The 15,262-nt window shown below is 74.1% G+C and carries 5 protein-coding genes; all 5 read left to right on the top strand.

The window, feature by feature from the left end; all coding sequences use genetic code 11:
• The first annotated feature begins 25 nt into the window (after positions 1-25).
• From ACQP26_RS13690 to ACQP26_RS13710, 5 genes are read left to right on the top strand one after another with little or no spacing between them, the layout of a single operon-like run.
• A complete protein-coding gene (locus tag ACQP26_RS13690; protein WP_433495894.1) occupies positions 26-5,473 on the top strand; it encodes an SDR family NAD(P)-dependent oxidoreductase in 5,448 nt (1,815 codons plus the stop codon).
• A 34-nt stretch (positions 5,474-5,507) separates the two neighbouring features.
• A complete protein-coding gene (locus tag ACQP26_RS13695; protein ID WP_433495895.1) occupies positions 5,508-6,461 on the top strand; it encodes a TauD/TfdA family dioxygenase in 954 nt (317 codons plus the stop codon).
• A 1-nt stretch (position 6,462) separates the two neighbouring features.
• Complete coding sequence (locus ACQP26_RS13700; RefSeq protein WP_269706600.1) at positions 6,463-6,651, top strand: MbtH family protein; 189 nt, start codon at positions 6,463-6,465, stop codon at positions 6,649-6,651.
• Positions 6,648-9,773, top strand: coding sequence for a non-ribosomal peptide synthetase (locus ACQP26_RS13705; protein ID WP_269706599.1), 3,126 nt, complete (start codon positions 6,648-6,650; stop codon positions 9,771-9,773). Before ACQP26_RS13700 ends, ACQP26_RS13705 begins: the two co-directional genes overlap by 4 nt.
• Positions 9,773-15,259 carry an amino acid adenylation domain-containing protein gene (locus ACQP26_RS13710; protein WP_433495896.1) on the top strand — a complete coding sequence of 1,829 codons (5,487 nt, stop codon included), beginning with the start codon at positions 9,773-9,775 and terminating at the stop codon, positions 15,257-15,259. Before ACQP26_RS13705 ends, ACQP26_RS13710 begins: the two co-directional genes overlap by 1 nt.
• Positions 15,260-15,262 lie beyond the last annotated feature (3 nt).

The following is a 15,262-nucleotide window of genomic DNA, read 5'->3' on the forward strand; positions in this document are numbered from 1 at the left end:
TCCCCTTGTGAATGAAGGAAACCCCATGCAGAACGACATTCCCGCCGACGACGGCGTCGAGCCCATCGCCATCGTCGGGCTCGCCGCCCGCCTGCCCGGCGCGGCCGACGTCGACGAGTTCTGGCGCAACCTGGTCGACGGCGTGGAGTCGACGACCGAGCTGACCCGCGAGGAGCAGATCGCCCGCGGCGCCCAGCCGCAGGAGGTCGACGACCCGGGCTGGGTCAACCGCGCCCCGCTGGTGGACGGCTACGACGAGTTCGACGCCGGCCTGTTCGGGATGACCGCCCGCGAGGTCGAGATCACCGACCCGCAGCACCGGCTGTTCCTGGAGAGCTGCTACACCGCGTTGCAGGACGCCGGCTACGACCCGGGCCGCTACGACGGCGCGGTGGGCGTGTACGCCGGCACCGGCGGCAACACGTACCTGTACCGCAACGTGATGCGCAACAAGCGGGTCGGCGGCAACCCGCACGGCGCGGTCTCGCTGGCGACCGGGAACTCGCCGAACTACGTGGCCACCAACGTGTCGTACCGGCTGGACCTGCGCGGCCCCAGCATGACCGTGCACACCGCCTGCTCGACGTCGCTGGTCGCGTTCCACCTGGCCTGCGAGGCGCTGCGCAACGGCGAGTGCGACATGGCCCTGGCCGGCGGCGTCAACATCGAACTGCCGCACGTCGGCTACCTCGGCATGGACGGCTTCACCTCGCCGGACGGGCGGTGCCGCCCGTTCGACGCCGGAGCGAACGGCACGGTGTGGGGCAGCGGCGTCGGCGTGACGCTGCTCAAGCGGCTCTCCGACGCGATCGCCGACGGCGACACCATCCGCGCGGTCGTGCTCGGCAACGCCATCAACAACGACGGCGCCGGGAAGGTCGGCTTCACCGCACCCAGCATCGACGGGCAGATGGAGGCCGTCGCCCAGGCCGTCGAGCTGGCCGGCGTCGACCCGCGCAGCATCAGCTACGTCGAGGCGCACGGCACCGGCACCGCACTCGGCGACCCGATCGAGATCGCCGCGCTGTCCGCCGTCTACACCAGGGACACCGACGAGCGCGGCTGGTGCGGCATCGGCTCGGTGAAGTCGAACATCGGCCACCTCAGCCAGCCCTCCGGCATCGTCAGCGTGATCAAGACGGTGCTGGCGATGGAACACGGGCTGATCCCGCCGACCATCAACTACGAGACGCCGAACCCGGCCATCGACTTCGCCGACACCCCGTTCTACGTGGCGAACACGCTGACCAAGTGGGACACCGACGGCGGCCCGCGCCGCGCCGGCGTCAGCTCCTTCGGCATCGGCGGCACCAACGCGCACGTGGTGCTCCAGGAGGCGCCGGCCGCCGAGAGGCCGGCGCCCCCCGTCCGCCCGGCGCACCTGCTCCAGGTGTCCGCGAAGACCCCGACCGCGCTGGACACCGCCGTGCGGCGGCTCGCCGACCACCTGGGCAACGGCAGCGACGTGGCGCTCGCCGACGTGGCACACACGCTGCGGACCGGCCGCCAGGTGTACGCCCACCGCGCCGCGGTGGTCGCCGGTGACCCGGCGTCGGCAGTCGCCGCGCTGCGGGAACGGCGTAAGGGCCACCGGGGTGTCGCCGACGGGCCGGCGCCCCGGGTGGCGTTCCTGTTCAGCGGCCAGGGCTCGCAGTACGCCGGAATGGGCGCCGAGCTGTACGCGCAGGACAGTGCGTACGCCGCCGCCGTGGACGAGTGCGCCGAACTGCTCCGCCCCGAACTGGGCCTGGACATCCGCGACCTGATCCTGGGCCGCGACCCGGAGGCGGCGGACAAGCTCACCGAGACCCGCTGGACCCAGCCCGCCCTGTTCACCGTCGAGTACGCGCTCGCCGTCGCCTGGCGGGCCGCCGGGGTCACCCCGGCCGCGATGATCGGCCACTCCGTCGGCGAGTACGTCGCCGCCACGCTCGCCGGGGTGCTCGACCTCGCCGACGCGCTGCGCGTGGTGGCCGCCCGGGGCCGGCTCATGCACTCCCTGCCCGCCGGTTCGATGCTGGCCGTCACGCTCGACGAGTCGGCGGTGGCCGGCAAGCTGCCCGAGGGCCTGTCGGTGGCGACGGTCAACGGCCCCGGCACCTGCGTGGTCGCCGGTGAGACGGCGCTGGTGGAGGAGTTCGCGGCGAGCCTCGGCGGCAAGAACAAGTCGAAGCTGCTGCGCACCTCGCACGCGTTCCACTCGCCGATGATGGACCCGATCCTGGACGAGTTCACCGCGCTGATGGCCACGGTGCCGCTGCGCGCTCCGGCGGTGCCGTTCGTGTCCAACGTGACGGGCACCTGGATCACCGAGGCGCAGGCCACCGACCCGGCGTACTGGGCCGCGCACCTGCGCCGCCCGGTCCGCTTCGGCGCGTGCGTGGCCACGCTGCTCGCCGAGGGCACCTGGGCGCTCGTCGAGTGCGGCCCCGGCCGGCAGCTGGCCAACCTGGCCCGGATGCAGGTCGCCAAGGCCGGCGAGGCGCAGCGCGCGCTGACCCCGCTGGGCAGCCTGCCCGGCCCCGGCGAGCAGACCGGTGACCTGGCCGCGCTGCTCGGCACGGCCGGCGCGCTCTGGTGCGCCGGGGTGCCGGTGAACCTTCCGGCCGACCCGCACGCGCGGCGGGTGCCGCTGCCCACGTACCCGTTCGAGCGGCGCCGCTACTGGATCGACCCCGACCCGGAGCAGGAGCTGGCCGCGGCGCCCGTCGAGACCGGCCCCCGCCCGCTGCCGGAGTGGTTCGCGGTGCCGGTGTGGCGGCAGGCCGCCCCGGCCCGCACCGCCGAGCCGCTGGGCCGTTGCCTGGTGCTGGCCGACGGCCCGCGCGGCGAGGCGCTCGTGGCCGCGTTGCGCGCCGCCGGCGACGACCCGGTCGAGGTACGCGCCGGTGCGGCGTTCACCGCCACCGCGAGCGGCTTCCGGCTGCGCCCAGGCGTACGCGCCGACGCGGAGGAACTGGTCGCCGCGCTCGGCGCCGACCTGCCCCGGCGGATCGTGTACGCGTTCGCGCTCGACGGCGAGCCGGCCGGCACCGACGCGGCGGCCGCGTGGGCGGCGCAGGAGCGCGGCTTCTTCGGCGCGCTGCACCTGGTGCAGGCCCTCGCCGGGGCCGGTGTCACGGCCGACGAGGCGGGCGTACGCCTGGACCTGGTCACCGCCGGCATCGGCGACGTACGCGGCGACGACCTGACCCGTCCCGAGCACGCCACGCTGGCCGGCCTGGCCCGGGTGCTCCCGGCGGAGCTGCCCGGCCTGACCGTGCGGCTGCTGGACAGCGACCCGGCCGCGCGCGGCGTCGCCGCCCTGGTGGCCGAGCTGCGCAGCCCGGTCGACGCGGAGCACCCGGAGGTGGCGCTGCGCGGCGACCGCCGCTGGCTCGGCGGCTACGAGCAGGTGAGCGTGGCCGCCGAGGACGAGCCGGGTGTGCTGCGCGAGGAGGGCCGCTACCTGATCACCGGTGGTCTCGGCGGCATCGGTGTCACCCTCGCCGAGGACTTCGCCCGCCGGGCCCGCGCCAAGCTGGTGCTGCTGGCCCGTTCCGGGCTGCCCGAGCGGGACGGGTGGGACGCGCACCTGGCGGTGCACGGCGGCGCCGACCGGGCCGGGCGGGCCATCGCGGCGATCCGCCGGATGGAGGCGGCCGGCGCCGAGGTGCTGGTCCTCGCCGCCGACGTCACCGACCCCGACGACCTGCGCCGGGTCCGCGAGGAGGCGGAGCGCCGGTTCGGCGGGCTGGACGGGATCGTGCACGCGGCCGGTCTGCCCGGCGGCGGCATGGCCGAGGTGAAGGAGCGCGACGAGGCGCGGCGCGTGCTGGCCCCGAAGCTGGCCGGCACCCTGGCGCTGGCCCGGGTCTTCGGCGACCTGCCGCTGGACTTCGTGGTGCTCTGCTCCTCGATCACCGCGGTGATCGGCGGGTTCGGTCAGGTCGACTACTGCGCCGCGAACAACTTCCTGGACGCGTTCGCGCGCTCCGGCACCGGGTTCCGCGCGCCGGTGGTGTCGCAGAACTGGGGCGGCTGGGCCGAGGTCGGCATGGCGGTGGAGACCGCCGCGCCGGCCGCGTTCCGGGCCGCCGGGCGGGACACGGTGACCACGGCGGTCGCCCACCCGGTGCTCACCACGATGGTCGCCGGCCCGGACGGCACGGTGCTGCACGGCCTGGTCTCGGCGGACACCCACTGGCTGCTCGACGAGCACCGGATCGGCGGGGTGCCGGTGGTGCCGGGCACCGCCCACCTGGAGTCGGTGCGCGCCGCGGTGGCCGCCGCGCTGCCCGCGCCGGGACCGGACGCTGCGGTGGAGCTGCGGGACGTGGTGTTCCTGGAGCCGTTCTCGGTGCCGGACGGCACGGTGGCCCAGTACCGGGTCGAGCTGACCCCGGCCGAGGACGGCACGGACTTCACCGTCGCCAGCCTCGCCGCCGGCCAGGCGCGTACCCACGTCCGCGGCACCGCCGGGTGGACCACCGACGCGGCCCCGCCGGCCGTCGTGCCCGCGGTGGCCGGGCGGCGGGTCGACGACGACGCGTCGTTCGGCCGGGGACGCACCAGCATGCTGACGTTCGGGCCGCGCTGGGCGGCGCTGGCCGAGCACCACCTCGCCGACGGCGAGGAACTGGCCCGGGTGCAGGCACCCGCCGCCGCGCTCGGCGACCTGCCCTCCTGGGGGCTGCACCCGGCGCTGCTGGACGTGGCCACCGCGTTCGGCCGGGGCCAGGGCACCGGCACCTACCTGCCGCTGTCGTACGGCCGGATCGTGGTGCGCGGCGCGCTGCCGGCGACGTTCCACAGTCACCTGCGGCACCGGCCCGCGGCCACCGACGAGGTGGTCGCCGCCGACCTGTCGCTGCGCGACCCGGACGGGCGGGAACTGGTCGCGATCAGCGACTTCGTGCTGCGCCGGGTCGACCAGGACGCGGTCACCGGCAACCTGGCCGAACCCCCGGCGGACGCCGACACCCCGGCGCCGGTGACCGAGGACATCCGCCCGGTCGACGGCGCGGAGGCGTTCCGCCGCAGCCTCGCCGCCGGTCTCGGCGCGCAGGTGGTGATCACCACCCGTACGGTCGCCGACATCCGGCGCCGGGCCGCCCGGGTCACCACCGACAGCATCGCCGAGGACACCGACGCGCCGGCCGGCACGGCGGCGGCCACCGGTGGCGGCTCGGCGGCCCCCGGCACCGAGCTGGAGAAGACCATCGCCCAGGTGTGGCGCGACGGCCTCGGCGTCACCGACGTCGGCGTGGACGACGACTTCTTCGCCCTCGGCGGCAACTCGCTCGTGGCCGTGCAGCTCATCGCGGCCATGCGCAAGGCCACCGGCGTACGGCTGCCGATGCGCAGCCTCTTCGAGACCCCCACCGTGGCCGGCCTGGCCGCCCGGATCGAGGAGCTGCGCGCCGAGGCGCCCACCGGCGCACCGGCCGCCCCGGCGGCGATCCCGGCCATCCCGCGGTTGCCCCGCGGCTGACATCCCCCGACCCAGAACCAGGAGACACCGCACCATGAGCGAGACAACCGCGACGCTGCCGGTGGTCGTCGAGAGCGACGGCCGGGCGCTGACCGACCTGATCACGGCCCGGCGTGCCGAGCTGCGGGACACCCTCGTCGCCAACGGGGGGCTGCTGTTCCGCGGCTTCGACGTGGGCGGCGTGGACGGCTTCGACCAGGCCGTACGCGCCCTGGCCGGTGAGCCGCTGACCTACACCGAGCGTTCCTCGCCCCGGCACTCCATCAAGGGCCGGGTCTACACCTCGACCGACTACCCGCCGGACGAGGAGATCTTCCTGCACAACGAGAACTCGTACCAGGCGCGCTGGCCGCTGACGCTGTTCTTCTACTGCGTCACGCCGCCGGACACCCGGGGCGCCACGCCGCTGGCCGACGTGCGCCGGGTGTACGAGCTGATCGACCCGGCGGTCCGCGAGGAGTTCGTGCGCCGCCGGTGGATGCTGGTGCGCAACTTCCACGGCGACTTCGGCACCCGCTGGCAGGAGGTGTTCAACACCGAGAGCCGCGCCGAGGTCGAGGCGTACGCGGCGGACAACGGGATCACCGTGGAGTGGGTCGGCAAGGACGGCCTGCGGACCCGCGCGGTCCGCGACGTGGTGCACCACCGGCCCGGGTCGGACACCCCGCGCTGGTTCAACCACGCCACGTTCTTCCACCTCAGCACCCTGCCCAAGGACTACCAGGAGGGGCTGCTCGCCATGTTCGGTGCCGACGGGCTGCCGTCGAACACCTACTACGGCGACGGCGGGGAGATCCCCGCCGACGTCATGGACCACCTGCGCGCCGCCTACCGGGCGGCCACCGTCCGCTTCGACTACCAGCGCGACGACGTGCTGGTGGTGGACAACATGACCGCCGCGCACGGCCGGGAACCGTTCACCGGTCCCCGCAAGATCGCCGCCGCCATGGCCGAGCCGTACACCCCCGAGACCGCAGGAGCGAACTGACATGGCCGAATCCCGATTCCTGGTCGTGCGCAACGACGAGGAGCAGTACTCGATCTGGTCGGCCGACCGGGACCTGCCCGCCGGCTGGCACGACACCGGCTTCGCCGGCACCCGCGAGGAGTGCCTGGCCCACGTCGACGAGGTCTGGACCGACATGCGTCCCCGCTCGGTGCGCGAGGCCCTCTCATGAGCACGGGTCAGGAGTGGACCTTCCCGGCCTCCTACGCCCAGGAGCGGGTGTGGATGGCCAACCAGCTCGACGCCGGGTCGCCGGTGTTCAACGTGTCCCTCCCGTGGCTGTTCCCGGCCGGCGTGGACGCCGACACGGCCAGTGACGTGGTCAACCGGGTGATCGCCCGGCACGAGGCGCTGCGTACCCACCTGCGGACCGACGACGGCGCACTGGTGCAGGTCGTGCGCGCCCACGAGCCGGTGCCGCTGCCCGTCACCGACATCACCCACCTGCCGGCCGGGGAGCAGCGGGCGGAGTTCGAGCGCATCCGCGGCGAGATGGCGCGCCTGCCGATCCCGCTGGACGCGGCGCCGCTGTGGCGGGCCCGGCTGGTCCGCATGGACGAAGGGCTGGCGCTGGCGTTCGTGGTGCACCACGCCGTCTTCGACAGCCACTCGGCCGTGCTGTTCCACGCCGAGCTGGTCGCGTTCCGCGAGGCCGCGCGCACCGGCGCCGAGCCCGCCCTGCCCGAGCTGCCCATCCAGTACGCCGACTTCGCGGTCTGGCAGCGCCAGCAGCTCACCGGCGAGGAACTGGACCGGCAGCTCGCGTTCTGGACCGGTCACCTGGCCGGCGCGCCGCCGGTCACCGGCCTGCCGCTGGACCGGCCCCGCCCGGCCCAGCTCGGCTTCGCCGGTGACGAGGTGCACTTCACGCTGCCCGACGGGCTGCTGGACCGCGTCGGCGCGCTGGCCACCGGCGCGCAGGCCACCCCGTACATGGTGCTGCTCGCCGGTTTCGCGGCGCTGCTGTCGCGGATCTCCGGCGAGGCCGACGTGGTGGTCGGCGTCTCCACCGCGGGCCGGGACAACCCGGAGCTGACGCCGCTGATCGGCATGTTCGTCAACCCGGTGGCGCTGCGTTGCGACGTCTCCGGCGACCCGACGTTCGCGGCGCTGCTCGGCCGGGTCCGCAACGGCCTGATCGACGCGATGGAGCACGGGCAGACGCCGTTCCAGAAAATCGTCGAGGCGGTCGACCCGCAGCGTGACCCGTCGGTGCAGCCGATCTTCCAGACCGCCCTGAACTGGATCCCGGACTCCGGGCTCGACCCGGTGGAGCTGGGCACCACGAAGGACGACCTGGCCTTCGACATCACCACCGGCGACTGCCGCCTGGCCTACCGCACCGATCTGTTCGACAGGGCCACGGCCGAGACGGTGGTCCGCCGCTACGTGCGGCTGCTCGCCGCCGCGGTCGCCGAGCCGGAGCGGACGGTCGGCGCGCTGCCGCTGCTCACCGACACCGAACGGGAGCAGGTGCTCGGCACCTGGAACGACACCGCCCGCGACGTGCCGGTGACCACAGTGGTCGACGAGGTGCAGCGGCAGGCCGCCGCCACCCCGGACGCGGCGGCGCTGGTGTGCGACGGCGTGACGCTGGGCTACGGCGAGCTGAACACCGCCGCGAACCGGCTCGCCCGGCTGCTGGTGGCCCGTGGCGCCGGCCCGGAGACCCGGGTCGCGCTGGCCCTGCCCCGCTCCTGCGACCTCGTCGTGGCGATGCTGGCGGTGCTCAAGGCCGGCGCCGCGTACGTGCCGGTGGACACCGCGTACCCGGCGGGCCGGATCGCGTACCTGCTGGCCGACGCCGCGCCCGCGCTGGTGGTGACCAGCCCGGAGACCGCCGCCCTGGTGCCCGGTGACGCGCTGGTGCTCGACGGCGAGGTCGGCTCGGACCAGTCCGGCGACGACCTCACCGACGCAGACCGGGTCGCGCCGCTGCGCCCCGAGCACCCGGCGTACGTGCTCTACACCTCCGGCTCCACCGGCCGACCGAAGGGCGTGGTGGTCGAGCACCGGGCGGTGACCGCGTACCTGGCCTGGGCCCGGGCCACCTACCCGGGGCTTTCCGGGGTGGCGCTGCTGCACTCGCCGGTGTCGTTCGACCTCACCGTCACCGGCCTGCTCGGCACGCTCACCGCCGGCGGCACGGTCCGGCTCGCCGCGATCGACGAGCCGGCCGCCCGCGCCGGTGGCCGGCCGGCCTTCCTCAAGGTCACGCCGAGCCACCTGCCGCTGCTCGACGGCGAGCTGTCGCCGACGGCCGACCTGGTGATCGGCGGCGAGGCGCTGACCGGGGAGCAGCTCGCCGCCTGGCGGGCCGCGCACCCCGACGTGGCCGTCGTCAACGAGTACGGCCCGACGGAGGCCACGGTGGGCTGCGTCGCGGCTCGGATCGCCCCCGGTGAGCCGGTCCCGGCCGGCCCGGTGCCGATCGGCACGCCCACCTGGAACACCCGGGCGCTGCTGCTCGACGCCGCCCTGCGGCCGGTGCCCCCGGGCGTGGTGGGGGAGCTGTACGTCACCGGCACCCAGCTGGCGCGCGGCTACCACGACCGGCCCGGCCTGACCGCCGAGCGGTTCCTGCCCTGCCCGTACGGCCCGCCCGGCGCCCGGATGTACGCCACCGGCGACCTGGCCCGCTGGCGTGCCGACGGCACGCTGGACTACCTGGGCCGCCGCGACGACCAGGTCAAGGTGCGCGGCATGCGCATCGAGCTGGGCGAGGTCGAGGCCGCGCTGCTGGCCCACCCGGACGTGCGCGCCGCCGCCGCGGCGGTCCGCACCGACGGCGGCGAGCCGATGCTCGTCGGCTACCTGGTGGGCCCGGCCCACGAGGACTCGGTCCGCGCCGAACTGGCCCGTGAGCTGCCCGCGCACCTGCTGCCGGCCGCCCTGGTGCGGCTGGACGCGCTGCCGCTGACGCCGAACGGCAAGCTGGACCGCACCGCGCTGCCCGCCCCGGCGACGACCGAGGCGGCGCAGGACAGCTACGTCGCCCCCCGCACCGACGCCGAGGGTCTGGTCGCCGAGGTGTACGCCGAGATCCTCCAGGTGGAGAAGGTCGGCGCCCACGACGACTTCTTCGCCCTCGGCGGCAACTCGCTGCGCGGCATGCGGGCGATGGCCCGGATCCGCTCCGAGGTCGACGTCGACCTGCCCATGCGGGCGCTGTTCAGCAGCCCCGTGGTGGCGGACCTGGCCGCCCAGATCGAACAGCGGATCGCCGCCGAACTCGACGGGCTCTCCGACACCGAGGTCGCCGCGCTGCTCGCGGCGGAAGAGGGAACCAACTGATGACGGACCTGAAGGATCCGGCCCGCGAGGCGGCCCGGCAGGCGCTGATCGCCAAACGGCTACGCGCCCGCCAGACCGCCCCCGCGGCCCGGATCACCCCCCGCCCGTCCGGCGCCGAGGTGCCGCTGTCCTACGCCCAGGAGCGGGTCTGGTTCATGGACCAGCTCGCCCCGGGCGAGGCGGCCTACCACATCGCGGTGCCGCTGCGGGTACGCGGACCACTCGACGTGGACGCGCTGCGCGCCGCGCTGACCGCCCTCGCGGACCGGCACGAGTCGCAGCGCACCCGCTTCCCGGCCGACGCCGACGGCCGCCCCACAGTGGTCATCGCCGACGCCGTGGACGTGCCGCTGACGGTGGTGGACGCGCCCGACGAGGCCGCCGCGCAGGCGCTCGTCAACGCGGCGGCGGCCGAGCCGTTCGACCTGGCGAACGGGCCGCTGCTGCGGGCGCTGCTGATCCGGCTCGCCGCCGACGACCACGTGCTGTTCCTCGCCCAGCACCACATCGTCGGCGACGGCTGGTCGGTGGACGTGCTGCTGCGCGACCTGATCACGCTCTACCGGGGCGGCGAGCCGCCCGCGCTGCCGATCCAGTACGGCGACTTCGCCGTCTGGGAGGCCCAGGAGCTGGACGGGCCGCAGGCGCGGGCGCACGTCGACTACTGGAAGCAGCGGCTGGCCGGCATCACGCCGCTGGAACTGCCGCTGGACCGGCCCCGCCCGGCCACCCAGACCTACCGTGGCGACTTCGTCGAGTTCCAGCTCGACCCGGCCGCCACCGAGGCGCTCAACACGCTCACCCGCGACAGCGGCGGCACGCTGTTCATGACGCTGCTCGCCGCGTACCAGGTGCTGCTGGCCCGGCACGCCGGCCAGGACGACTTCGCCATCGGCGCGTCGGTGGCCGGCCGGTCCGCGCCGGAGCTGGAGAACGTCGTCGGCATGTTCATCAACATGCTGCCGCTGCGCGCCGACCTGGCCGGCGACCCGACGTTCGCCGAGCTGCTGGAGCGCACCCGCCGTACGGTGCTCGACGGTTTCGAGCACGGCGAGGTGCCGTTCGCCAAGGTGGTCCACGAGCTGGGCCTGCCGCGCGACGTCAGCCGCTCCCCGGTGTTCCAGACCATGTTCGTGCTGCAGAACTACGAGATGGGCCGCTTCCGCGGCGTGTCCCGCACCGACGAGGTCACGTTCTCCTGGACCCCGATGGAGTTGCAGGCCACCCGGTTCGACTTCGAGCTGCACGCGGTGGAGACCGTCGACGGGCTCTGGGGCAAGCTGGTCTTCAACACCGACCTGTTCGACCGGGCCACGGTGCAGCGGATGGCGCAGCGGTGGACCACGCTGCTGGACGCGGTCGTCGCCGCGCCGGACACCCCGGTGTCCCGGCTGCCGCTGCTACCGGCCGCCGAGCGGGACCTGCTGGCCGCCTGGAACGACACCACAGCGGACTTCCCGCGCGAGCAGACGCTGCACGGCCCGATCGAGGAGCGCGCCGCCGCCACGCCGGACGCGGTGGCGGTCACCATCGACGGGCACAGCCGCACGTACGCCGAGCTGAACGCGCAGGCCAACCGCATCGCGCACCGGCTGCGCGCGGCGGGCGTCGGCCCGGAGACCCTCGTCGGGGTGTGCGCGGAACGGTCGGTGGAACTGGTCGCCGGCCTGCTCGGCGTGCTCAAGGCCGGCGGCGCGTACCTGCCGCTGGACCCGGAGTACCCGGCCGACCGGCTCGCGTTCATGGTCGGCGACGCGGACGCGCCGGTGGTGCTGGTCCAGTCGCACCTGCGTGACGTGCTGCCCGACACCGGCGCCACGGTGCTCGAACTGGACGACGCCACCGTGTGGAGCGGTCAGCCCGAGACCGACCCCACGCCGGCCGCCGGGCCGGAGAACCTGGCGTACGTCATCTACACCTCCGGGTCCACCGGCCGCCCGAAGGGCGTACCGAACACGCACCGGGGCATCGTCAACCGGCTCGACTGGATGCAGAAGACGTACGGCCTCGGCGCCGACGACGCGGTGCTCCAGAAGACCCCGGCGAGCTTCGACGTGTCGGTGTGGGAGTTCTTCTGGCCGCTGCGCACCGGCGCCCGCCTCGTGCTGGCCGAGCCCGGCGGTCACAAGGACGCCGGCTACCTGCGCGACCTGCTGGTGTCCGAGCGGATCACCACCGCCCACTTCGTACCGTCGATGCTCACCGTCTTCCTCGCCGAGGACGGCGTGGAGGCGGCCACCGCGCTGCGCCGGGTGATCTGCTCCGGCGAGGAGCTGCCGCCGGCCTCGGCGGCCGACTTCACCGCCCGGCTGCCGTGGTGCGGCCTGCACAACCTGTACGGCCCGACCGAGGCGGCCATCGACGTGACCGCCTGGGCGTGCGAGCCGGACCGGCTCGCGCAGGTGACCAGCGTGCCGATCGGCGCGCCGATCGCCAACCTGCGGCTGCACGTGCTCGACCCGTCCGGCGCGCAGTGCCCGGTCGGGGTGGCCGGCGAGCTGCACATCGGCGGTGTCGGGCTGGCCCGCGGCTACCACCGCCGGCCGGCGCTGACCGCGGAGAAGTTCGTCCCCGACCCGTTCTCCTCCGAGCCGGGCGCCCGCCTCTACCGCACCGGCGACCTGGCCCGCTGGGTCGTCGGCCCGGACGGCGCCGGGGTGATCGAGTTCCTGGGCCGCATCGACCACCAGGTCAAGCTGCGTGGCCTGCGCATCGAGCTGGGCGAGATCGAGAGCGCGCTGCGCGACCAGCCGGGCGTCACCGAGGCGACGGTGATCGTCCGCGAGGACAGCCCGGGCGACAAGCGGCTCACCGCGTACCTGGTGGGGGACGCCGAGCACGCGGCGCTGAAGACGGCGCTGAAGGACACGCTGCCGGAGTACATGGTGCCGGCCGCGTTCGTCACGCTCGACGCGCTGCCGCTGACCCCGAACGGCAAGCTGGACCGCAAGGCGCTGCCAGCGCCGGTGGTCACCCGCGAGGCGTCGGTGGAACTGGTCGAGCCGCGCGACGACACCGAGCGGGCGCTCGCCGCGATCTGGTCCGAGGTGCTCGGCGTGGACACGCTCGGCATCGACGACGACTTCTTCGACCTGGGCGGGCACTCCATGCTCGCCACCCAGGTCGTCGCCAGGATCCGCAAGGCGGAGCTGGGCGGCCGGGCGGTCGGTGTGATGGACCTGTTCCAGCAGCGCACCATCCGCGACCTCGCCGCGTTCATCTCCGGCGACGCCGCGCAGGAGGGGCCGCGCCGGCTGCTCTACGAGCTGACCAAGCCGATTCCGGCGGGCAAGCGGGTGCTGACGTACGTCTGCGTCCCGTACGGCGGCGGCAGCGCCATCGTCTACCAGCCGCTGGCCGACGCGCTGCCGGCCGGGTACGGGCTGTGGTCGCTGGCGATCCCCGGCCACGACGTGGGACTCAGCGAGGACGCGCTGCCGTTCGACGAGCTGACCAGCCGGGTCGCCGACGAGATCCTGGAGCGGGTCGAGGGGCCGATCGCCCTGTACGGCCACTGCGGCGTGGGCAGCGCCATCCTGGCCGACGTGGCCCGCAAGGTCGAGGCGGCCGGCCGGGACCTGGAGGCCGTCTACATCGGCGCCATGTTCCCGTTCGCCCGCCCGAAGGGCGTGATCGCGGCGCTGCGCGACCGCCTCGAGCGGCTCAGCAGCAACAGGCACTCCGCGAGCTGGCTCAAGTCGATGGGTGTGGACACCGACGAGCTGGAACCGGAGCAGGCCGACCGGATCATCAGCAACATGCGGGCCGACTCCCGCGCCTCGGAGGAGTACTTCACCCGGCTGCTGGACCAGCAGGCGGCGAAGCTGCGCGCGCCGATCATCTCGGTGGTCGGCTCCGAGGACCCGGTGACCGACTACTACCGCGAGCGGTACGCCGAGTGGCAGTTCCTCAGCGACACGCTCGGCCTTGTGGTGCTCGACCAGGCCGGGCACTTCTTCCTCAAGTACCGGGCCGAGGAACTGGCCGAGATCGTCACCCGGGTGCACCCGGCGGTGGTCGCCGGTGACGTCAGCGCGCTGACGCCGGAGGCCCGCGGTGAGGATGCCGCCTGGGTGGTGGCCGACACGCTGCGCGTGGGGGAGGACCGCAAGCCCACCAAGACGGTCAAGCCGAGCATGGGCCGGTTCATGGCCATCACGACCGGTCAGCTCATCTCCAGCACCGGTTCCGCGCTGACCGCGTTCGCGCTGCCGATCTGGCTGTTCAACCGCACCGGCTCGGTGGCGAACCTCGGCCTGCTCTGGGCGCTCGCGCTGATCTGCGGCGTGCTCATGCTGCCGGTGGCCGGCGCCCTGGTCGACCGGGTCAGCCGGCGTCGCATCATGATGACGGCGAGCTGCTTCGCGGGTTCCGTCCAGTTGGTGCTGGCCACCCTGTTGTGGACCGACAACCTGGTGCTCTGGCACATCTACATGCTGGTGGCGCTCAGTTCGGTGGCCGGTTCGTTCCAGCGGATCGCGTTCCAGTCGGCGGTGCCGCAGCTGGTGCCCAAGCGCTACCTCGGGCACGCCATGGGCATCACCCAGCTGTCCACCGGTGTGGCCACGCTGCTCATGCCGGCGTTCGCGGCCGGCCTGCTCGCCACCATCGAGCTGAAGGGCATCCTGCTGGTCGATGTGGCCAGCTACGTGTTCGCGGTGCTCACCCTCGCCGTGGTCCGATTCCCGGACGCGCTGGGCTGGCGGCCCCGGGAACGGCTGCTGGTGGCCATCGCCAACGGCATGCGCTACTCGTGGCGGCACCGCGGGTTCCGGCTGATGCTCGGCTACTTCGCGCTGGGCAACATCTTCCTGGCGCCCGCGCTGGTGCTCGTCACGCCGCTGGTGCTGTCGTTCGGCAGCCCGACCCAGGTGGCGCAGGTCGCGCTGGCCGAGGCGGTCGGCGCGGTGCTCGGCGGCGTCCTCATGTCGCTGTGGGGCGGTCCGCGTAAGCGCCGGATGATCGGCGTGCTGATCGGCAACATGGGCACCGCCATCGGCTGCGTGCTGATCGGCCTGGACGCGTCGGTGGCGATGATCTGCGTCGGCTTCTGCTGGCTGGCCATGTCGATGACCACCGCGCAGTCGATCTACGCGACGATCGTCCAGGTGAAGGTGCCGCAGCGCTTCCACGGCCGGGTGTTCAGCCTCAACCAGACCATCTCCTGGTCGACGCTGCCGATCGGGTTCGCGCTGCTCGCGCCGGGCGCCACCGCGCTGTTCGAGCCGATGCTCGCCCCGGGCGGGGCACTGGCCGGTTCGGTGGGCGCGGTGATCGGCACCGGCCCGGGCCGGGGCATCGGCTTCGCGTACATCTGCTTCGGCGTGGCGCTGATCCTCATCACGCTCGGCGGTTTCTCGATCCGGCTGTTGCGCCGCTTCGACATCGAGGTCGAGGACTCCCTGCCGGACGATCTGATCGGCGCCCAGGAGCGCGAGAAGCGCCTGGCCGCCAAGGCCGAGAAGAAGGAGCTCGTCTCGGCCTGACTC

The organism is Micromonospora sp. CA-248089 (assembly GCF_050948515.1).
GTDB lineage: Bacteria > Actinomycetota > Actinomycetes > Mycobacteriales > Micromonosporaceae > Micromonospora.